Raw genomic sequence first — 21,221 nt, 5'->3', positions numbered from 1 at the left:
AATTCAGTTCTCTGAACTAGACCATCCAGCCAAAATACACGCAACAGATATACAATCCCACCGCAGCGATAACCCCGGCAACAATATCATCAATCATGATACCTAAACCGCCATGCATTCTTTTGTCTAACCAACCTATTGGCCATGGCTTCACCATGTCAAAAAAGCGAAAAAGAACGAAACCAGTTAAAATAATTTTCCAGTCGAATACAGGCAGTCCAAATAGAGGAACTACCAGCATGGTAATCCAAAACCCAGCAAACTCATCCCAGACAATAGAGCCGTGATCATGCACCTGCATATCATCTGATGTAACCTGACAAATCTTTATACCCACCAAACAAGATACGAGCGTTAGCAATAGGTAAACTGGGAGCGGTGTATGTGCCAGTAGCAGATAAAACGGTACGGCAGCTAATGTACCCATTGTTCCAGGAATGATTGGGGAAAGGCCACTGCCAAATCCAACAGCTAACAGATGCCATGGATTGGAAAGAGAGATGCGATCCAGCGGGTTTGTCATTTATCTATCCTGCTTAGTGTTAAAGTGGTCAAAACCAGAAAGAGACCAGTCTACAAGCTTGCCATCACGCATCAGCTCAAATGTTCCCTGTGGCCTTATCTGGCCAATACAGGTGACTTCTGTTCCAATATGAGCAAGCGTGCTCTCAAGGCTACCTCGATGCTCTTCAGGCACGGTAAAGCACAGTTCGTACTCTTCGCCACTGGTTAATGCATACTGAATTGCGCGTTCACGATCATCACAAAAGTCTATCAGCTCTTTAGACATAGGAAGCGTGCTCACATCGATAGTCGCCCCTACTTCTGAGCGCTTCATAATGTGTTGTATGTCAGATACCAGACCGTCAGAAATATCGATGCAGGACGATGCGACATTTAATAGCGCTTGTCCAGCAACAACTCTTGGCGTTGTGAGGTAATGCCTTTTCTCAAGCTCCTCAGAGAATGGCTTACTTCTGTCAACGTTACCCAAAATAACGTCCAACCCAGCTTTACTGTCACCAAGGTTTCCGGTTACATAAATCCAGTCACCCAGACTCGCTCCACTTCGCATCAATGCCCTTTTTTCAGGGACAAACCCTTGTACCGTCAAAGTAACGCTCAAAGGCCCTTTCGTTGTATCGCCACCGATTAGCTGCACCGAAAAATAATCTGCCAGTTCAAAAAAAGCATCGCAAAACGGCTTGAGCCACTCTTCATCAGGCTCTGGCATGCTTATCGCCATTGATACCCATGCAGGAGTTGCACCCATTGCAGCTAAATCACTTAAGTTAGCGGTCAGCGCTTTATGAGCAACCCAAGCAGGATTGGCATCATGAAGAAAATGCGTTCCCGCCACCAGCGTATCTGTGCTAATCGCTATTCGAACATTTTCTGGAGGTTGGACTATCGCGCAATCATCACCAAGAGAAAGCTGAACATCTTTACGTTGAGATTGGCGGTTGGAGAAATATTTGTCGATGAGACTGAATTCGCCTGACATTGGAGAAACTTAATCCTTGTTTTGGTTATTGTTTACAGGATGCGATGAAGTATAACAGTTAGCTAGAGTTTATGTTTACCAGATATTCGTAAATGAGTGCACCCAGTGGCTTACTGGGGATGCTTTCTTCCATCGAGCCGCTTTAAACCAGCTAACGTTACCCCGTAAACTTATTGCGGAGCATGCTCATTCCAGAAAGCATCCCCAGCAATCCAATTACCTACATATCCCTCAAACAAAAGATACAAAAAAGGCCAGCTAATTTGCTGACCTTTTCAATCATTCACTTAAGACTTACTTCTTGCGAACGTGTGGTGCTGCTTTATCAAGAACACCATTCACAAATTTGTGGCTGTCTTCTGCTGCGAATACTTTTGCAAGTTCAATCGCTTCGTTGATAACCACTTTGTAAGGAACATCTTCACGACGCGTCATTTCGTACATTGCCAATCTAAGCAGTGCAAGTTCCATCATATCCAAATCTTGCATTGGACGAGAAAGGAAAGGGCGAAGTTTGCTGTCCAGTTCAGTGTGAGCAAGTACCACACCACTTAACAAGTCGCGAAAGTATTCAACGTCAGTTTCAGGTGTTTTAAGTGCAGGCTCAGACGCATGATGCTCTTCTTCATCATACTTATCACCAGATAAAAATTGCTCTTCAACAATGGCAACATTTTCTTTAGTAATCTGCCAAGAATAGATAGCTTGCAGAGCAAACTGACGTGCATTACGACGTGCGGCTGGTTTCACACTGGCCCCCATTAGGAATCGATTTCAGATAGTACGTTGATCATTTCTAGTGCGCTTAGTGCAGCCTCTGCACCTTTATTACCAGCCTTGGTTCCTGCGCGCTCAATAGCTTGATCGATAGTGTCTACAGTCAGTACACCAAATGCTACTGGAAGGCTATATTCCAGAGACACTTGCGCAAGACCTTTGTTACATTCACTACAAACGTAGTCGAAGTGCGGTGTACCACCACGGATTACCGTACCCAGAGAAACGATAGCGTCAAACTTACCTGTTTTTGCTACACGCTGAGCAACAAGAGGAAGTTCTACTGCACCAGGGCAACGAACAACGGTGATATTATCGTCACTAATCTGTCCGTGACGCTTTAAAGTATCGATAGCACCAGATAGCAGACTTTCGTTAATAAAGCTGTTAAAACGAGAAATAACGATAGCAATTTTTGCGTTTGGAGCCGGGAATCCACCCTCGATCACTTTCATAAGCCTTCCTTCAACTATTTTCGTCAAGTGAGAATCGCCGGATTCTAGCACAGTTTTGTGAGCAAGATCTATGGAAAATTTAGCTGGTGAATGGGAGTTTTACTTAGGCGATTGGCGATTGGCGATTGGCGATTGGCGATTGGCGATTGGCGATTGGCGATTGGCGATTGGCGATTTATAGAATGAAACAAAAAACGCAAGAGTCAATCTCTTGCGCTTTACATTATCAACAGGACGTAGCTCGACTACAGCCTATTACTCACAAACGTACTCTGTCACTTCAAGGCCAAATCCGCCAAGCGCGTGGTAGCGTTTGTCAGATGAAGAAAGAAGCTTCATCTTATGAATACCCAAATCTGCAAGAATCTGAGAGCCGACACCTACACGGCGAGATGTACCCTGTTTCTTCGCCATTGTTGGTGCTTCACCTTTATCCTGAGCTTCAAATGCTTTTACTCGGTGCATTAACAGTTCGGTAGATTCTTCATGACCCAGAATAACCAGTACACCACCTTCAGCATTAATACGCTTCATTGCACTATCAAGAGTCCAGCTACGATCAGCGTTTCGGTTTGAACGAAGTACGTCGGTAAACACATCCTGAAGGTGAACACGAACCAAACATGGATCTTCTGTTATCTCACCTTTACGCAGTGCGTAGTGAATCTCGTTGTCGATAGTGTCACGATAAGTAATCAGGTCAAACTCACCAAACTCAGTCGGTAGCTTACACTCTGCCACGCGTTCAATGGTTGTCTCAGTGTTGTTACGGTATTCGATAAGATCTGCGATGGTACCAAGCTTGATGCCGTGCTTCTCAGCAAAGACTTCCAAATCAGGGCGTCGTGCCATGGTGCCGTCTTCATTCAGAATCTCAACGATAACCGATGCCGGCTCAAGGCCTGCTAAACGCGCTAAATCACAACCCGCTTCCGTATGACCCGCACGAGTCAGAACACCACCTTCCTGAGCGGTTAGCGGGAATATATGACCTGGCTGAACCAAATCTGCTGCTTTTGCATTTTTTGCTACAGCCGCTTGTACTGTAACAGCACGGTCTGCCGCAGAAATACCAGTTGTGACACCTTCAGCCGCTTCAATAGACACAGTAAATGCCGTTGTGTACTGAGCATTGTTATCCTGAACCATTGGTGGCAGGCCAAGAGTCTCACAACGATCTTTCGTCATCGTAAGGCAAATAAGACCACGGCCATGTGTCGCCATAAAGTTGATCGATTCTGGCGTTACATGCTCAGCCGCCATAATGATGTCGCCTTCATTCTCGCGGTCTTCATCATCCATAAGGATCACCATTTTACCAAGACGAATATCTTCAATTATTTCCTGCGAAGTGCTAATAGGCATTGTTGTTATTTCCTTTTTGTACGCCCTAATATACAGGCTGTGTTATTAGATTAGGCAAAACCGTTTTTCTGTAAAAAGTCCATCGTAATTTTCGACTCCGGTAACTCTCGTTCAGCCTTAGTCGACATAAGCAGTCGTTCCATATAACGGGCAAGAACATCCACTTCCAGGTTTACTTTTCGGCCAACATTGAAACTGTCAATTGTGGTTTCTTCTGAAGTATGAGGAACGATAGTCAGCTTGAAAGCATTCTTGCGTAAATCATTCACAGTCAGGCTGATACCATCAACGGTCACAGAACCTTTTTGAGCGACATAACGAGTCAGCTCTGAGGGCATCTCTACCCAAAACTCAACCGCCCGGCCAACCTGATTACGCTCAACAATAGTGCCAACACCGTCAACATGACCAGATACAATATGACCGCCAAATCGGGTTGTCGGTAACATCGCTTTTTCCAGATTAACTTTATCGCCTACAGAATACTGAGTGAACCCTGTTTTATTTAGAGTTTCGAGAGAAAGGTCAGCGGTATAGCTATTTTCTGAATAAGAGGTAACCGTAAGGCAAACACCATTGGTAGCAATGCTATCTCCCAGCTTTACATCCGACATATCAAGCTTTCCGGACTCTACTGTAATAGAGATGTCTTCACCTTTAGGTGTGATTGCAGTCAGAACTCCAACTGCTTCAATGATTCCTGTAAACATACTTCGCTCTTTGGATATTGATGCTTTTTAATGCGTTGCTTTTTATGTATTGCTTAATTACTTATAGTAGCAATAACTCTGACATCCGGCCCAACCATCCGAACATCTTTGATATCAAGTTCAACTGCCTGGCTCATTTCTGTTAACCCAGACATATTGATTAAACTACGTGAGTCTCCACCCATTAGCTTAGGCGCCTGATACAAAATCAGTTCATCAACCAGCTTTTGCTCTATCAGACTTGCAGCCAGCGTCGCCCCTGCTTCAATCCATATATGATTGATATTCTGCTCTTTGGCTAAACGTTGAAGGGTTTCTTTAAGATCGAGATTTCCCGTTGCGTCCAGTGGAACCGTTAAGTCAGACTGCTCGCGCTCGGAAACAGATATCACTTCACTCTCTGCTTTGAACAAAGCCAGTTCATCTTTTTTGAGTTCTAACTGATTCTGACGATCCAGGATGACCCTTACTGGTTGTCTTACTTCGCTTTCTGAATATTGATTCTTAATCGAATCTGGCAATTCACTCCAACGCACTGTCAAAGAAGCATTATCTTCAATAACGGTCTTACTGGTTGATAAGATAGCACCAGACTGGGCGCGAAATCGCTGTACATCCCGTCGTGCTTCAGGAGACGTTATCCACTTACTGACACCATTTGAAAGTGCTGTTTTACCATCTAAACTCGAAGCGAGCTTCAACTGTACATAAGGCATCCCAGTTCGCATCTTTTTCAGGAAAGTAGGATTCAATGCATTAGATTCAGCTTCCAGCAGCCCAACACCCACTTCAATGCCAGCATCGCGCAGCATGTTAACACCGCGTCCAGCGACTTGAGGGTTAGGATCCTCCATCGCACAAATGACTCGGGATACTTTTGCTTTTATCAGTGCTTCAGCACACGGGGGGGTTCTGCCATAGTGAGAACAAGGCTCTAAAGTAACGTAAGCAGTCGCCCCTTCTGCACTGTCGCCAGCGGCACGGAGAGCATGAACTTCAGCATGCGGTTCACCTGCTCGATAATGAAATCCTTCACCTATGATTTCACCATCTTTTGCGATAACGCAGCCTACATTGGGATTTGGATGAGTGGTAAAGATGCCCCCTTTGGCGAGTTGAATAGCCCGGGACATCATTTGATAATCGGTTTTGCTAAATTGCATTCGGTTTTCTAATCCTCTAACTTAGCAATCTCTTCGCCAAATTCGCGGATATCTTCAAAGCTACGATAAACAGAGGCAAATCGGATATAAGCAACCTTATCCAGCACTTTTAGCTGATCCATAACCAGATTCCCGATCATCTCGGTAGGTACTTCACGCTCACCTGTTGCTCGTAACTGGGACTTAATCGTGCTGATCGCCAATTCTATCGCATCTGCGCTAACTGGTCTTTTTTCTAGCGCACGCTGTATGCCACCAACCATCTTGTCTTCATTAAATGGTTCACGATTCCCATTTGACTTAATCACCTTTGGCATCACAAGTTCTGCGGTTTCAAAGGTAGTAAAACGTTCACTGCAAGCAAGACACTGACGACGGCGGCGAACCTGATGACCATCGGCCACCAAACGCGAATCAATCACCTTAGTATCATTTTCCGAACAAAATGGGCAGTGCATATAGCCTCCGAATTATAATAGCTTTTACTTCTGTTTATTATGCTCTTGGCAGGTAATTCGCTTTACCAACCCATTTGTAACTCGTTAGTTCTTCCAACCCCATAGGGCCACGAGCGTGCAGCTTTTGAGTAGACACAGCGACTTCAGCACCTAGTCCAAACTGAGCACCATCAGTGAATCGGGTAGACGCATTGACATAAACGGCAGCCGAACCGACCGAGTTTATGAACAGTTCCGCATTCTCAAGGCTATCGGTCATGATTGCATCAGAGTGGCTGGCATTGTGAACACGCATATGAACAATGGCTTCTTTAACATCAGCAACCACCTTCACACCAAGGGTATAGCTTAACCATTCTGTATCGAAATCACCTTCGGCTACATCACGAATCTCTTCAGCATTGCTTAAAAGCGCTTTAGCCTTTGGTTCCGCAACAAATGCTACCTGACCATTCAGGCGCTCAGCCAATTTAGGTAAGAACTCGGCCGCGACTTTTTCATGAACCAGAAGCGTATCCAAAGAGTTACAAGCTGATGGGCGCTGAACCTTTGAATTTTCTACGACATCGACAGACTTCTCAAGCTGCGCACTTTCGTCAATAAATACGTGGCTGATACCAAATCCACCAATAATGACAGGAATTGTGCTGTTCTCTTTACACATTTTGTGCAAACCAGCACCACCACGTGGGATGATCATATCAACGTAGTCGTCTAGCTTAAGAAGCTGACTAACAAGTTCTCGGTCCGGTTTTTCAATGTACTGTACTGATGCGGCTGGCAAACCGGCCTTTTCCAGTGCCGTCTGAATTACTTTAACCAGCTCCATGTTGGAGAAGAAGGTCTCTTTACCACCGCGAAGAATACTTGCATTACCTGTTTTCAGGCATAGTGCTGCGATATCGATCGTTACGTTAGGACGAGCTTCATAGATAACGCCTACAACACCAAGTGGTACGCGACGACGAGAAAGCGACATTCCGTTTTCAAGCACTTTACTGTCAATCTCACTACCAACAGGATCGTTCAGGCTGATCACGTTGCGAACATCATTTGCGATACCAGTTAAGCGCTGTTCGTTCAACAGTAAGCGATCAAGAAGTGCTTCCGTCAAGCCAGCTTCGCGACCTTTTTCGATATCTTTAGCGTTCGCAGCCAGAATCGTTGCCGCATTCGCTTCCAGTTCGTCAGCAATAATCTGCAGAGCTCGGTTTTTTTGAGCAGTCGATGCAGTCGCCAGATGGAAAGCAGCTTCTTTTGCTGCTTTACCCATTGTAATCAGTTCCATATTGCTTCCCTTATTCTTGTATCACTACTAAATCATCACGGTGAATCACTTCCGATCCATGATCGTAACCCAATATTGAGCCGATATCTTTACTGTGTTTTCCGATGATTTTTGTTAAATCTTCACTGGAGTAGCTTGATATGCCTTTCGCCACAAGCTCCCCTTTTTCTGTTTTTACGCGTGCAACTTCACCACGAGCAAAAGTACCAGTAACCTTTGTTACACCTTTCGCAAGCAGGCTGCTACCTCTTTCAACAACAGCCTTCGCAGCACCTGCATCAATGACAATATCTCCAGATGCCGACGGCCCAGCTAAAATCCAACGCTTTCTATTTTCTAAGGCCTCGGGCAGAGGCAAAAATCTGGTGCCATGAGGCTGATCGCTCAGTGATTCATAAATCACATTTTCAGCACTACCTGCCGCAATAATAACCTCTATACCCGCTCTTCTTGCAATGTCTGCAGCCTGAAGCTTGGTTGCCATGCCACCTGTACCCAGTGTGGTTCCGCTACCTCCAGCAATCTTTCGCAGTGTTTCGTCTATTGTAGATACTTCACGAATCAGCTCTGCATCAGGGTCTTTACGCGGATCAGCGGTAAACAGTCCTGGTTGGTCAGTTAACAGCAGGAGCTTATCTGCCCCACAAAGAATACCAACGAGAGCAGAAAGGTTATCGTTGTCACCAACTTTGATTTCTGAAGTGGCAACCGCATCATTTTCATTTACAACCGGAATAATTCCGTTGTCGAGCAGTGTATTGATGGTGTCGCGTGCATTCAGGAATCGCTCTCGATCTTCCAGATCGGCTCTCGTTAGTAGCATTTGGCCGATCTTAAGGCCATATATAGCAAAAAGAGATTCCCAGACCTGAATCAGCTGACTTTGGCCAACCGCTGCGAGTAGCTGCTTACTTGACATTGTATTGGGGAGTGCGGGGTAATCTAAGTGTTCTCTACCGGCTGCAATTGCACCCGAAGAAACCATTACGACAGAATGGCCTTGTTTTCTTAAATTGGCACACTGACGCACTAGCTCAACCATATGAGCTTTATCCAGTGCTAATGTACCACCCGTTAAAACGCTTGTACCAAGCTTCACTACCACTGTTTTTGGTTGTGTCACTTTCTCACCCTTTACTTATATTCAAGTAATCTAAAATTGATGTTACGTTTTAACAAGCATCCGGGGTTTACACAAGAAGAAAAGGCGCTTAAAGCGCCTTTTTAGGTAATACTGATGTTAATTCCCCAAAATCAGATGAACTCTTCAGATTCTGGGTGTAATTCAAAGCTTAGTTCAAAGCGTTCTTTCAGTGCCTTGGTGAGTTTTTTCATAAACTCTTGTTGTGTGCGGTTCACTTCATCTTTTGCGTTCTCCGGCACTTCAACTTTATCCCAGGTTCCTTCTAGGTTGTATATACCGGTTTTAAAGCAAGCGACAAAACCTGAGTCGGTTTCCTCAAGCTCCATCCACCAACCCCAGAACTCTCTTTCCTCTGGAGATTTCTTGTCATCGACACAAGCGGAAAGACAATCAAAAACGTATTTTCCTTCGCTTGAATCGGGTTCTCTAAGATATGGGCCTACTGCTTTCAATGCCGATAGTAATCGGTAGTGTGTTGGACTAGCCACTTCCGTCATGGTTGTGAACCTCCGTTTCCATTTTTTATATTTAGCTCAATATATGCATAACATTATTGAATCACTATGCTTAACTAAATTGAAACAAAAGTCATCAAATTAGTTCATCTTCAAGCCAGTTTATTGCTAAATCAAGAGATTGCTCATATCCGTAAGAGATAGATCTAGACGAAATCTGCTTTGCTTTTCCACCTATACTAAATAGCGCAGCCAATTTGTTGTCAGAGTGAGGAGAGACCGGGTCCCCTTCCAGAGAAATAGCAAGAATCGGTACTTTTGTTTTCCTGCTTGCCAGAAATCCTTGCACCTTAAGCGACCACGCAGCCATCTGCCCTGCAAGACTATTAATATCTACCGCTGTTTTACCAAGTCTGGAAGCTAATACATCCAGATACATCTTTGACATATTCTTCATTTTCTCAGAAGAGGCAAATGTCTGGTGAAGTGGTGCACCAAGAGCGACACAGGCCTTGATTCGATCTTGCTCAAGGAAGGATAAACGAACCATTGCATTACCACCAAATCGATAACCTATTAAGCCGACTTTGAAGTGATCAACCCATGGAACATTAGGAAGTTCATCTAAGAGCGCTTTGTGCAAACAGCTAGAATCTTCTGTCAGCTGCCATGAAGAACTCGCCCCGATAGATGGCATATCCAGCGTTAACATCGCAATTTCTTTTGGTGCAAGATAATCACGGAAAATTCGGTACATATCTGTTTGCAGACTATCTAAACCCGTAGCAAGAATGACAACAGGCAGTTGCCTTTCAGTGTGAGGCAAGTGCAGATTCGCCGTAATCTTTTTACCTTTAAAAGGCACAGAAATCTGTCGCATAGTGTATCGACTACACTTCATAGACTCCTCAAAAGCAGCGGAAGCAAGGCTTTGCGCCTGTAGTGCCAGGTTATCTCCTTTAAGGTGAGGATAACCCGCAAGGCTAAAACACAAGCTGGCGGTGTAGAGTTCATCTGATGCAGCGTCACCTTCCAGCTTCGAAGCCTTTTTCTGATGCTCCATTCCAAGCGCAGTCCACTCATAAGCCCAATTCCCAGAGTGGTATCCCATGACAGTATCCAATAAGTCATCATCCGTTCTTGAATGCTCAGAAGATGCGATTTTCGCCAATACACTTTCTTGCTCGATAGGATCGATTCCCTGCCAGATCCATTGATAGCGCCTCAGGTTTCGATACCATCGGTAACCATCTCGATTCTGCTTGGTTTCCAAAAACTCTTTGCTGCTTGGCATATAGTTGGTGAGACCTGATGTCTCTTTTGCCTGTTTATGTTTAACAAAAAGCGTTTCTGAAAGGTTTTTTATTTTATCTGACATTTGCGGGTCTATATTCTTGTTATTGAACCCTTAAATCATATAAAAAAAAGTGGCCCAATACAGGGCCACTTCTCAATAAAAAAGCAAAATCTTTTCAATTACTGCCTTGAAATAGGATCAACATAAGCCATTTCCATGTCCCATGGCTGCTCAATCCAGGTATCCTGATCAATATCGACAATATAATCGTCAACCAGATCTGCACCTGCTGGCTTAGCAGAAACAGTGATCAATTTACCTTTAGGGTACATTTCACGAAGCTTACGAGCAGTGTCACCACTGTCTACTAAGTCATCTACAATCAGGAAACCCTCGCCATCACCTTCAACCGCTTTCACTACCGTCATATCACGCTGATGATCGTGATCGTAGCTAGAGATACAAACGGTATCCACATAGCGAATACCTAGCTCGCGAGCCAGGATAGCTGCTGGTACAAGACCACCACGGCTAACACCGATAATGCCTTTCCATTGTTCTGCAGGCATTTGTTTTGCAGCAAGTTGGCGACAATACATCTGCATATTGTCCCAAGTAATGATGAATTTTTTAGTCATAATTATTAACCTGATTAGCTTATATAACAAAGCGTGCTGACCAATTTGGACAACACGCTTTCTACTAACTTTTTAATTGTTTAGCTTCGATTAAGCGAACATAAACTTAAGAACGAAAACTACAGCCAGAACCCAGACACTAACTGGAACTTCTCTGCCCTTACCACTTAGGCCTTTGATAGCAGCATAAGCGATAAAGCCAAGCGCGATACCATCTGCGATTGAGTAAGTCAGAGGCATTAGCAAACATACAACAACAGTTGGAGCTGCCTCAGTAAGATCGCGCCAGTCAATAGAAACCAGACCAGACATCATAAGAATTGCAACATAAAACAATGCACCAGATGTCGCGTATGCTGGGATCATACCTGCAAGTGGCGAGAAGAATAATGCAAGCAGGAACAAAATGCCAACAACAACTGCGGTCAAACCTGTGCGGCCACCAGCAGAAACACCTGAAACACTTTCAATGTAAGACGTTGTGCTTGAAGTACCAAGCAATGCACCAACGGATGTTGCTGTTGAATCAGCTAGAAGTGCACGATTCAGGCGAGGTAGTTTGCCATCTTCCTTAATAAGGTCAGCCTTAGTAGCAACACCAACCAGTGTGCCCGCAGTATCAAACAGGTCAACAAACAAGAAAGCAAAAATTACTGAGATCATGCCCACTTCAAACACGCCAGCAAAATCAAGCTGCATAAAAGTAGGAGCAATGCTTGGTGGCGTTGACATCAGGCCACCATACTGAACGTCACCAAATGCTACACCCAGAGCTGTTACAACAAGAATTGCAATCATTACCGCAGCTTTAAGACCACGATGAACCAGTGCAATAGTCAAAAAGAAACCAAATGCAGCAAGTGCTGCTTTCAGTGAAGTCACATCACCAATAGAAACCAAGGTTGCTGGGTTATCACCAACAATGCCCGCTCCCTGAAGTGCGATAAACGCCAGGAACAGACCGATACCAGCAGAGATACCCGTTCTAAGAGACATTGGGATCGCGTTGATAATCCACTCACGAATCTTAAATATGCTTAGTAGAATGAAAAGAACACCAGAAACAAATACCGCAGCAAGCGCTACTTGCCACGTATGGCCCATTCCAAGAACAACTGAATAAGTAAAGAACGCATTTAAGCCCATACCTGGTGCCTGAGCGATCGGGTAGTTTGCAACAATACCCATAATGAAACAGCCAATAGCAGCAGCAAGACACGTTGCCACAAAGACCGATCCTTTATCCATACCGGTCGCAGACAGAATCGCAGGGTTTACAAAAATGATGTAAGCCATAGTCAAAAAGGTTGTCGCACCTGCAATAACTTCTGTGCGAACATTGGTTTTGTTCTCACTGAGTTTAAATAGTTTCTCCAACATGATTATTGGTCCCTAAAATATAAAAATAACAAAGTAAACGTTTGCGTAATCGATTGGCTGCGAATTATAAAGTTATCAAAATGCAATTTCTAGGGAAATTTGTGACGGTAATAACATTTTTTAATACCTTAATTAACCCATAACAATATCATTCACGCCACCAATCATGGTAACCACCTGAAAAACATAAAATAATAGATGTTTTTCTCTTTGGTTTTTTCCGAATAGAGATTAATCAAGAGATAAAATTTCATGCTTGGTGAGAGGGGAATTATCGAAACTAACACGGGATAAATGTGCCTTTACCAGCGTCGCATACTGAAGCGGACAAAATCAGATAAAAAATGTAATGGATTACATTTGGGAAATAAAAAAACGCCACCAATTTTGGCAGCGCTATAAAGAATCAAATCTTTAACAAGTAAAAAAATTTCAAATCAATAGGGGCGAACATAATCATGTTCAGTTACATATGATGGTTACTTCTGGTAACCAAAGTATGTTGGGTAACGAAAACCGTGTTCAAAAATTGCTTTTGTGCACCACACTTTTCTGTAATCTAAGTTGTTCATATTTATCACCTTTAAATAAAATTAATACTTTTAGTTAGTATCTCGGTTCCCTGGAGGCGATATTCGGACTCATCCTTTGAGCGTTTTATTCTTCTGTTCAGAAGTTGAGTACTAATATATCAAACTGAAATTTAATTACAACCCAAAAAGAGATTTAAATCACACTTTTCTGATTTTATGGCTTTTACTGTAATTTAATTACATTTTTATTAATGATTGGCTATTGTTAATTATGAGGTATCAATATGCTCAATCCCCTTCTGTCGCAGGGATTGCAGTGGTATTATTCCCAAACTTTTTTTAATAGTCCGGAAAGCAATCAATTGTTCGACCAAAACACATAAGAACAATCAATAATTCTGGTTTATAAGGCTTAAGGAGTTATCTGTGTCCAAAAATCATTCCGAGATTAGCAATTTAGCGCCATCAACACTTTGGCAGTTCTTTGACAAGATTTGCTCTATACCTCACCCATCAAAGCACGAAGAAGCTCTGGCTACTTACATTGTTGAATGGGCAGAAAGAAAAGGATTAAGTGTTCGCAGAGATAGTACAGGTAACGTATTTATCAGTAAGCCAGCCACTCCAGGCATGGAAGATCGCAAAGGTGTCGTTCTTCAGGCTCACATTGATATGGTTCCTCAGAAGAACGAGGATACCGCACACGACTTCCTGACAGATCCTATTCAACCTTATATTGATGGTGAGTGGGTAACTGCGAAAGGCACAACTCTTGGTGCCGACAACGGTATTGGTATGGCATCTTGCCTGGCTGTGCTGGATTCAAATGAAATCAAGCACGGTCCACTTGAAGTACTTCTGACAATTGATGAAGAAGCGGGCATGACCGGTGCATTCGGTCTGGAAGAAGGTTGGCTGGAAGGCGACATCCTACTAAACACCGACTCCGAACAGGAAGGCGAAGTTTACATGGGTTGTGCCGGAGGCATTGACGCATCTCTAACGTTTGACATCAAACGTGAAGAGCTACCTGCTGGATATGTAACGCGTCAGCTTACTCTAAAAGGCCTGAAAGGCGGTCACTCTGGATGTGACATTCATACAGGTCGCGGCAATGCAAACAAACTTCTGGCTCGCTTCTTAGCCGGGCACGCAGAAGAGCTTGAGCTGAAGCTTATCGATTTCCGTGGTGGTAGCCTGCGTAATGCTATTCCTCGCGAAGCATTTGCAGTTGTAGCCGTTCCTATGGCTAATGAAGGCCGCCTGAATGAGCTGTTTACTTACTTTACAAGCCTATTGACTAAAGAACTGGGTAAAGTTGAAACTGATATTCTTTCTTTGTATGAAGTTGTGGATGAAACTGCAAAACCATTCAGACTGAAAGAACAGAAGCGCTTTATTGCAGCAATGAACGCTTGCCCTAACGGTGTTATCCGCATGAGCGATGACATTCCAGGTGTCGTAGAAACATCCCTTAACGTTGGTGTTGTTACAACTGAAGAGGATAAAGTAACAGTTCTTTGCCTAGTTCGCTCACTAATGGACTCTGGTCGTCAACAAGTTGAAAGCATGCTGAAATCAGTGGCTGAACTGGCTAAAGCCTCTATCGAGTGTTCAGGTGCATACCCAGGTTGGAAACCAGATGCAGATTCAGAAATTATGGCAACGTTCCGCGATGTGTATGAAGGTATCTACGGTAACAAGCCAAATATCATGGTTATTCACGCTGGTCTTGAGTGTGGCCTGTTCAAAGAACCATATCCAAAAATGGACATGCTTTCTTTTGGTCCAACAATCAAGTTCCCTCACTCTCCAGATGAGAAAGTGAAAATCGACACCGTTGCTCTATTCTGGGAGCAAATGGTAGCAATTCTAGAAAATATTCCTAAAAAATAATTAGTTAAATATATTGTTTATGCCTCCGTTTCTACGGAGGCTTTTTCTTTTAAGAGTCACATATGAGTTCAGAAAATACAAAAGTGCAGGTTTGGCAACAGCCAATGCCTCAGGGCCAGTTTGAGTTTATGTCCAAAGTACTGGCAGCTCCGTCTCCTATCGGTTTCGAAGCCGCAATGACCTATGGTGTTATCAAGCCGGAGTTTGAATCCTTCATGCCTCAGGGTTGGGGTATCCACCAGTTTAAAGGTAATGCAGGGCTAGTCTTCGATTCACACCCTGGTCGTGATGATCTGGTTAGCGTAATGATCGTTGGTCACGCTGATAAAATCCGTATGCAAGTACGTAAAATAGATAACGATGGAAAAGTATGGATTAACACAGATTCATTCTTACCTACCACGCTGATCGGTCATGAAGTTCAGGTATTCTGCCAAAACCCAGAAAAGCCTGGTCGTTATAAGATGATCGAAGGTTGCACGGTTGAAGCACTTGGTGCGATTCACTTCTCAACACCTAAACAGCGTTCTGGTGATCAGGGCATCAAACCTGAATCTATCTACCTTGAGCTGCATACTCACGGTGAAGATCGTAAGAAGCAGGTTGAAGCTCTTGGTCTGCGTCCGGGCGATCCTATCTTGCTTAACCGCCCTATCAAGCGTGGTGTTTCTCCAGACACTTTTTACGGTGCATATCTGGATAACGGCTTAGGCTGTTTCTCAGTAACAGAGATCGCTCGTATGCTTGCTGGAGAAGGTTTGGATAACGTGCGTGTTCTATACACAGTAGCTACTCACGAAGAAATTGGCCGCTTTGGCTCAACGCAGGTAGTTGGTGAGCTGAAACCTGACGTTCTAATCGCTACAGACGTAAACCACGATTACGAAGCTGCTCCGGGTATCGGTAGCCGTAACATGAACCCTCTGAAGATGGGTGATGGCTTTACTATTGGCCGCGGTTCGGTTTCTTCTGAATATCTGGTTCAGGAGCTGGAAACTGTGTGTCGTGAAAACGAAATCCCTTATCAGCTAGACTTCTCTGGGCGTGATATGGGTACTGATGGCATGGCAGCAGCGCTTGCAGGTGTTGATAGTGCGGCAATTACTATTGGCTACCCGATCCGTAATATGCACACTTCTTCTGAGTCTGCACACACGGGTGACCTACTTGCGTCTATCCACGCTATCGCCGGGCTACTGCGTCACTTCAATACGTTGAATGACGGAAAAGGTATTAGCCGTGATGATCTAATGAATAGCCATATTCGTTTAGATCACATTTAAATCGCAAATAATAACTAGGAAGGTAAGGTTCCACAAACCGCTGGATCGCCAGCCCGGTCTAACATCCATGTGCGCTTAAACATGGGCATCCATGCCCATGTATGTTTGTTCCACCTTACCCACCTAGTTTTAAACTTTTGAAATATGGCCGTATAACTTTTCAGATATTAATAAATCACTCTTCTTTTGCTTTACGCTGCTCGCTTTTACGCTTATTGCGTTCTGACTGAAGAGCGATAAATGCTGGCAACTCTTTCTCCGCCCATGCAGTTGCTTCAGCTTCCGTTTCAAAGCCCATCTCACGCTTAGAAACAACGGTTCTTCTTGCTGATACCTGACGGATAATTTCCGCAGCCCAGCCATTGCGCTTCTCTACAACTCTAAAGCTAAATTTTTTACTGCTCATGCAATTCATTTCCTGATACTCAATATTCGCGCGCATTAGAGCACAATCGCGACAAAATAGCTGCAAATAAAAACGCGAGCATCAATAGCTCGCGTTTCAATAGTCTTAACTTAATATCGGTTGAGAGCAATCTCACCACGCGCACAGCCAGTTGAGATAAAATCCTGGAATTTACTCCAACTAATTAACATCTGTTCAGAGCAAGTGAGAGGCTCTAGGTCAAGGAAAAGGCGCGGAGTTTACGATAGTAAATGAGCACCTTTGACGCAGAGATAGAGTCTCTCACGCAGCTATTAACCGATGTTAACTCTAGCGTTGCGGAACATCCTCATCCATGGGCTATCTTCACCCCATGAATCCGGAGCCCACGAGTTAGCTACCGTACGGAACACACGCTCTGGGTGCGGCATCATAATGGTTACACGGCCATCTGTTGTTGTCAGACCGGTAATCGCATTTGGTGAACCGTTCGGGTTGTTCGGGTACTGCTGAGTTGCGTTACCAAAGTTATCTACGTAACGAACAGCTACCGTGCCTGAGTTTTCGATCGCCGTCAGGTGCGCATCATCGCGAACTTCTACGCGGCCTTCACCGTGAGAAACAGCGATTGGCATACGTGAACCTTCCATGCCAGAGAAGAACAGAGAATCAGACTTCTGAACTTCTACCAAGCTGAAGCGAGCTTCAAAACGCTCTGATTCGTTGCGTACGAATCGTGGCCACAGGTCAGCACCCGGAATTAGCTCGTGTAAGTTAGACAGCATCTGACAGCCATTACACACACCAAGAGCCAACGTATCTTCACGCTTAAAGAAGCCTTCGAACTGGTCGCGAGCCTGCTGGTTAAATAGGATAGACTTAGCCCAGCCTTCACCTGCACCCAGTACGTCACCGTAAGAGAAACCACCACAAGCAACCAGACCTTTGTACTCATCAAGTACTGCCTGACCAGTCAGGATATCGCTCATGTGGATATCGATAGCTTCAAAACCAGCGCGGTCAAACGCTGCTGCCATTTCAACATGAGAGTTAACGCCTTGCTCACGCAGAATAGCCATCTTAGGTTTAGCGCCTTTCAGGATGTAAGGTGCTGCGACATCTTCCTGAACATCGAAGGTCAGGTTAACGTTCAGGCCAGGATCGTTATCATCAGCTTTCGCTGCGAATTCCTGATCTGCACACTTAGGATTGTCACGAAGTGCCTGCATCTTATGGGTTGTTTCCGCCCAGATTGTGCGTAGCTCAGTACGGCTGCGCTCAACAATCACTTTCTCTTCTTTCGTCAGAGTGATCTTGTCAGACTGCTCTACTTCACCAATTACGTGGCTGCACTCTGCAAGACCGTGGTGAGCAAGTGTGCTTAGTACTGCATCCAGATCTTCATTTAGAACCTGTACTACTGCACCCAGTTCTTCGTTAAACAGGACAGACAGTTCATCTTCACCAAGGTCAGAGATGTCAGCTTTAACACCACAGTGACCAGCGAACGCCATCTCTGCAAGAGTTACGAACAGACCACCATCACCTTTATCGTGGTAAGCAACTAGCTTGTCATCGCTCACTAGCGCCTGAATCGCGTTGTAGAAGCCTTTTAGCTGCTCAGCATTGTCAACGTCTGCTGGCTTATCACCTAGCTGCTTGTATACCTGAGCCAGTGCAGTTGCACCCATACGGTTTTTGCCGTTACCAAGATCAACCAGAACAAGGCTTGATTCACCTTTGTCTGTACGTAGCTGAGGAGTCACTGTACGGCGAACATCTTCAACACGAGCAAACGCTGTGATGATTAGAGATAGTGGAGAAGTCACTTCCTTCTGCTCACCATTCTCTTCCCACTTGGTCTTCATAGACATTGAGTCTTTACCAACAGGGATAGTCAGGCCAAGTGCCGGACATAGCTCTTCACCAACCGCTTTAACCGCTTCGTAAAGACCCGCATCTTCACCAGGGTGACCCGCCGGAGACATCCAGTTTGCAGAAAGTTTAATGTGCTTGATATCACCGATATCAGTTGCTGCGATGTTAGTTAGAGACTCACCAACTGCCAGACGAGCAGACGCTGCGAAGTCAAGAAGTGCTACTGGTGTTCTTTCCCCCATAGACATCGCTTCACCGTGGTAAGTATCGTAACTTGCCGCAGTCACTGCACAGTTCGCTACTGGTACCTGCCATGGGCCAACCATCTGATCACGAGCAACCAGACCAGTTACACTACGGTCACCAATAGTGATAAGGAAAGTTTTCTCTGCAACAGTTGGAAGACGAAGTACACGGTCAACCGCTTCATTAAGCTCAACAGCAGTCATATCAAACGCTGGGCTTTCCGCTTTCTGAGATTTAACATCACGATGCATCTTAGGCGTTTTGCCCAGAAGAATATCCATCGGCATATCGATAGGTGTGTTGTCGAAATGCGAATCTTCCAGAGTCAGGTGGCGCTCTTCAGTAGCAATACCAACAACTGCATACGGCGTTCTTTCACGCTTACAGATAGCATCAAATGTTGCCATCTCTTCCTGACCCACAGCCAGAACGTAACGTTCCTGTGATTCGTTACACCAGATCTCAAGCGGGCTCATACCCGGCTCATCATTAGGTACATCACGTAGCTGGAACTTACCGCCACGCTCACCATCGTCTACAAGCTCAGGCAGTGCGTTAGAAATACCGCCCGCGCCCACATCGTGGATAAACGCGATTGGGTTATCTTCACCAAGCTGCCAGCAGCGGTCGATAACTTCCTGACAGCGACGCTCCATCTCTGGGTTTTCACGCTGTACAGAAGCAAAATCCAGATCTTCAGCAGACTGACCAGATGCCATTGAAGAAGCAGCGCCGCCACCAAGGCCGATGTTCATTGCAGGGCCACCAAGAACGATGATGTTTGCGCCTACAGGAATTTCACGCTTTTGAACGTGCTCATCACGAATGTTACCCATACCACCAGCAATCATGATTGGCTTGTGGTAACCACGAACCTCTTCACCTGCGTGAGAGCTCACTTTTTCTTCGTAAGTACGGAAGTAACCAAGAAGGTTAGGACGACCAAATTCGTTGTTAAATGCCGCGCCACCAAGAGGGCCTTCAAGCATAATATCCAGAGCAGTTACGATACGACCTGGCTTACCGAAATCTGTTTCCCAAGGCTGAACAAAATTAGGGATCTTAAGGTTTGATACAGTGAAACCAACAAGGCCAGCTTTTGGTTTACCACCAATACCTGTTGCGCCTTCGTCACGGATTTCACCGCCTGAACCTGTTGATGCACCCGGCCATGGAGAAATCGCTGTTGGGTGGTTGTGAGTTTCAACCTTCATCAGGATGTGTGCATCTTCCTGATGGTAATCATACTGGCGAGACTCAGGATTCGGGAAGAAACGGCCTACTTTAGAGCCCGTCATTACCGCTGCGTTATCTTTGTACGCAGAAAGAACGTGGTCACTTGTTGTCTCGAAGGTGTTTTTGATCATCTTGAACAGAGATTTTTCTTGCTCAACACCATCGATAGTCCAATCTGCATTAAAGATCTTGTGACGACAGTGCTCAGAGTTCGCCTGTGCAAACATCATAAGCTCGATATCGTTCGGGTTACGACCCAGCGTAGTGAAGCTCTCAACAAGATAGTCGATTTCATCTTCAGCCAGAGCAAGACCCAGAGAAACGTTCGCCTCTTCCAGTGCTTTTCGGCCACCAGCAAGAACATCTACCGCCTGAACCGGAGCTGGCTCTGCTACCGTAAATAGCGCTTGTGCAGCTTCCATCTCAGTGAATACAGATTCCATCATACGGTCATGAATCAGTGATTTCAGAACCTGAGCCTGCTCATCAGTCAGCTCTTTAGATACTTCAACAAAGTAAGCCGTACCGCGCTCAAGACGCTTAACTTTTGTAAGGCCACAATTGTTTGCTATATCCGTCGACTTAGAAGACCAAGGGGAAATTGTACCTGGACGAGGGGTAACCAAAAGAAGAAGACCTTCTGGTTCATGCTCCTGAATAGTCGGACCGTAGGTCAGAAGCTTCTTTAGCTTATCAAGCTCAGTGGAATCCAGTGCTGATTCAACGTCAGCAAAGTGCATGAATTCTGCGTAAATACCCGTTACAGGTAGCGCGTTTTCACGACAAAGTTCCAATAGTTTGTTAACTCGAAACTCAGAAAGAGCTGGGGAGCCGCGGAGTATTTCCATGTGCTAAGGTCTCTTATATGCAGTTGATTAAGTGATATAGGAATAAATTCAATAAGTTAAATTGCATTAATAAACTTATACCAATTTCACCTCTTCATTTGCGGGCGTATTATAGAGTATTTTTTTTTGTGACGTAACACCAAAAGCAACCGTTTGCGTCATTTTTTTAATTAAGTTGAGTCGATTTGCGAATTGCCGAGCAAACCTGCAATTCATCAATGTTTTTTCGAATCCTTCTTTGCCCTGCTACCCCCCTCTGTTATAAATAACCCACTGGAAATC

Annotated in this window: 17 protein-coding genes and 1 pseudogene; 2 read left to right on the top strand and 16 right to left on the bottom strand. The window is 44.7% G+C overall.

The window, feature by feature from the left end; genetic code table 11:
• Positions 1–16: 16 nt before the first annotated feature.
• From pgpA to SNR28_RS12925, 14 genes are all read right to left on the bottom strand, one after another.
• Positions 17–523 carry a phosphatidylglycerophosphatase A gene (gene pgpA, locus SNR28_RS12990; RefSeq protein ID WP_375752953.1) on the bottom strand — a complete coding sequence of 169 codons (507 nt, stop codon included), beginning with the start codon at positions 521–523 and terminating at the stop codon, positions 17–19.
• On the bottom strand, positions 524–1,504 hold the full coding sequence (gene thiL, locus SNR28_RS12985; RefSeq protein WP_375752952.1) for a thiamine-phosphate kinase: 981 nt from the start codon (positions 1,502–1,504) through the stop codon (positions 524–526).
• Positions 1,505–1,798: 294 nt separating this feature from the next.
• Positions 1,799–2,266, bottom strand: a complete 468-nt coding sequence (nusB, locus tag SNR28_RS12980) for a transcription antitermination factor NusB (protein ID WP_375752950.1) — start codon at positions 2,264–2,266, stop codon at positions 1,799–1,801.
• Positions 2,266–2,736, bottom strand: a complete 471-nt coding sequence (gene ribE, locus SNR28_RS12975; RefSeq protein ID WP_375752948.1) for a 6,7-dimethyl-8-ribityllumazine synthase — start codon at positions 2,734–2,736, stop codon at positions 2,266–2,268. Before ribE ends, nusB begins: the two co-directional genes overlap by 1 nt.
• 255 nt (positions 2,737–2,991) lie before the next feature.
• The gene (gene ribBA / locus SNR28_RS12970) at positions 2,992–4,101 is read right to left on the bottom strand and encodes a bifunctional 3,4-dihydroxy-2-butanone-4-phosphate synthase/GTP cyclohydrolase II (protein WP_375752946.1); all 1,110 of its coding nucleotides are present in this window, start codon (positions 4,099–4,101) and stop codon (positions 2,992–2,994) included.
• A 50-nt stretch (positions 4,102–4,151) separates the two neighbouring features.
• Complete coding sequence (locus tag SNR28_RS12965) at positions 4,152–4,811, bottom strand: riboflavin synthase (RefSeq protein WP_375752944.1); 660 nt, start codon at positions 4,809–4,811, stop codon at positions 4,152–4,154.
• Between the two features lie 53 nt (positions 4,812–4,864).
• Positions 4,865–5,974 carry a bifunctional diaminohydroxyphosphoribosylaminopyrimidine deaminase/5-amino-6-(5-phosphoribosylamino)uracil reductase RibD gene (gene ribD, locus SNR28_RS12960; RefSeq protein ID WP_375752942.1) on the bottom strand — a complete coding sequence of 370 codons (1,110 nt, stop codon included), beginning with the start codon at positions 5,972–5,974 and terminating at the stop codon, positions 4,865–4,867.
• Positions 5,975–5,982: 8 nt separating this feature from the next.
• Positions 5,983–6,432, bottom strand: a complete 450-nt coding sequence (nrdR, locus tag SNR28_RS12955; protein WP_375752941.1) for a transcriptional regulator NrdR — start codon at positions 6,430–6,432, stop codon at positions 5,983–5,985.
• 37 nt (positions 6,433–6,469) lie between these two features.
• Positions 6,470–7,720: a glutamate-5-semialdehyde dehydrogenase gene (locus SNR28_RS12950; protein ID WP_375752940.1), complete on the bottom strand. Its 1,251-nt coding sequence runs from the start codon at positions 7,718–7,720 to the stop codon at positions 6,470–6,472.
• A 10-nt stretch (positions 7,721–7,730) separates the two neighbouring features.
• Positions 7,731–8,843, bottom strand: coding sequence for a glutamate 5-kinase (gene proB, locus SNR28_RS12945; RefSeq protein WP_375752939.1), 1,113 nt, complete (start codon positions 8,841–8,843; stop codon positions 7,731–7,733).
• Positions 8,844–8,974: 131 nt separating this feature from the next.
• The gene (gene crl, locus SNR28_RS12940; RefSeq protein WP_375752937.1) at positions 8,975–9,361 is read right to left on the bottom strand and encodes a sigma factor-binding protein Crl; all 387 of its coding nucleotides are present in this window, start codon (positions 9,359–9,361) and stop codon (positions 8,975–8,977) included.
• A 94-nt stretch (positions 9,362–9,455) separates the two neighbouring features.
• The gene (gene frsA, locus SNR28_RS12935; protein ID WP_375752935.1) at positions 9,456–10,697 is read right to left on the bottom strand and encodes an esterase FrsA; all 1,242 of its coding nucleotides are present in this window, start codon (positions 10,695–10,697) and stop codon (positions 9,456–9,458) included.
• A gap of 98 nt (positions 10,698–10,795) precedes the next feature.
• Positions 10,796–11,254, bottom strand: a complete 459-nt coding sequence (gene gpt / locus SNR28_RS12930) for a xanthine phosphoribosyltransferase (protein WP_375752933.1) — start codon at positions 11,252–11,254, stop codon at positions 10,796–10,798.
• 90 nt (positions 11,255–11,344) lie between these two features.
• Complete coding sequence (locus SNR28_RS12925; protein ID WP_375752931.1) at positions 11,345–12,634, bottom strand: NCS2 family permease; 1,290 nt, start codon at positions 12,632–12,634, stop codon at positions 11,345–11,347.
• Positions 12,635–13,593: 959 nt separating this feature from the next.
• Between SNR28_RS12925 and SNR28_RS12920 the strand changes: the two genes are divergently transcribed.
• The gene (locus tag SNR28_RS12920; protein WP_375752929.1) at positions 13,594–15,063 is read left to right on the top strand and encodes an aminoacyl-histidine dipeptidase; all 1,470 of its coding nucleotides are present in this window, start codon (positions 13,594–13,596) and stop codon (positions 15,061–15,063) included.
• Between the two features lie 62 nt (positions 15,064–15,125).
• On the top strand, positions 15,126–16,346 hold the full coding sequence (locus tag SNR28_RS12915) for a M28 family peptidase (protein WP_375752927.1): 1,221 nt from the start codon (positions 15,126–15,128) through the stop codon (positions 16,344–16,346).
• A 178-nt stretch (positions 16,347–16,524) separates the two neighbouring features.
• On the opposite strand, the pseudogene SNR28_RS12910 reads toward SNR28_RS12915, so the two are convergent.
• Together SNR28_RS12910 and purL are read right to left on the bottom strand one after the other, a co-directional pair.
• Positions 16,525–16,752, bottom strand: a pseudogene (locus SNR28_RS12910) (DUF3622 domain-containing protein); the annotation flags it as partial.
• A 293-nt stretch (positions 16,753–17,045) separates the two neighbouring features.
• Positions 17,046–20,939, bottom strand: a complete 3,894-nt coding sequence (purL, locus tag SNR28_RS12905) for a phosphoribosylformylglycinamidine synthase (RefSeq protein WP_375752925.1) — start codon at positions 20,937–20,939, stop codon at positions 17,046–17,048.
• Positions 20,940–21,221: the final 282 nt, after the last annotated feature.

Origin of the sequence: Vibrio iocasae, from assembly GCF_042245395.1 — a bacterium.
Lineage (GTDB): Bacteria > Pseudomonadota > Gammaproteobacteria > Enterobacterales > Vibrionaceae > Vibrio > Vibrio iocasae.
This window is presented reverse-complemented; position numbering and strand designations above follow the sequence as displayed.

Excerpts from the sequence above, each read along its gene's own strand:
- SNR28_RS12965 (WP_375752944.1), bottom strand. The coding sequence starts at position 4,811 with ATGTTTACAGGAATCATTGAAGCAGTTGGAGTTCTGACTGCAATCACA.
- SNR28_RS12915 (WP_375752927.1), top strand. The coding sequence starts at position 15,126 with ATGAGTTCAGAAAATACAAAAGTGCAGGTTTGGCAACAGCCAATGCCT.
- crl (WP_375752937.1), bottom strand. The coding sequence starts at position 9,361 with ATGACGGAAGTGGCTAGTCCAACACACTACCGATTACTATCGGCATTG.
- frsA (WP_375752935.1), bottom strand. The coding sequence starts at position 10,697 with ATGTCAGATAAAATAAAAAACCTTTCAGAAACGCTTTTTGTTAAACAT.
- nusB (WP_375752950.1), bottom strand. The coding sequence starts at position 2,266 with ATGGGGGCCAGTGTGAAACCAGCCGCACGTCGTAATGCACGTCAGTTT.
- purL (WP_375752925.1), bottom strand. The coding sequence starts at position 20,939 with ATGGAAATACTCCGCGGCTCCCCAGCTCTTTCTGAGTTTCGAGTTAAC.
- SNR28_RS12950 (WP_375752940.1), bottom strand. The coding sequence starts at position 7,720 with ATGGAACTGATTACAATGGGTAAAGCAGCAAAAGAAGCTGCTTTCCAT.
- gpt (WP_375752933.1), bottom strand. The coding sequence starts at position 11,254 with ATGACTAAAAAATTCATCATTACTTGGGACAATATGCAGATGTATTGT.
- pgpA (WP_375752953.1), bottom strand. The coding sequence starts at position 523 with ATGACAAACCCGCTGGATCGCATCTCTCTTTCCAATCCATGGCATCTG.
- SNR28_RS12925 (WP_375752931.1), bottom strand. The coding sequence starts at position 12,634 with ATGTTGGAGAAACTATTTAAACTCAGTGAGAACAAAACCAATGTTCGC.
- nrdR (WP_375752941.1), bottom strand. The coding sequence starts at position 6,432 with ATGCACTGCCCATTTTGTTCGGAAAATGATACTAAGGTGATTGATTCG.
- thiL (WP_375752952.1), bottom strand. The coding sequence starts at position 1,504 with ATGTCAGGCGAATTCAGTCTCATCGACAAATATTTCTCCAACCGCCAA.
- ribBA (WP_375752946.1), bottom strand. The coding sequence starts at position 4,101 with ATGCCTATTAGCACTTCGCAGGAAATAATTGAAGATATTCGTCTTGGT.
- ribD (WP_375752942.1), bottom strand. The coding sequence starts at position 5,974 with ATGCAATTTAGCAAAACCGATTATCAAATGATGTCCCGGGCTATTCAA.
- ribE (WP_375752948.1), bottom strand. The coding sequence starts at position 2,736 with ATGAAAGTGATCGAGGGTGGATTCCCGGCTCCAAACGCAAAAATTGCT.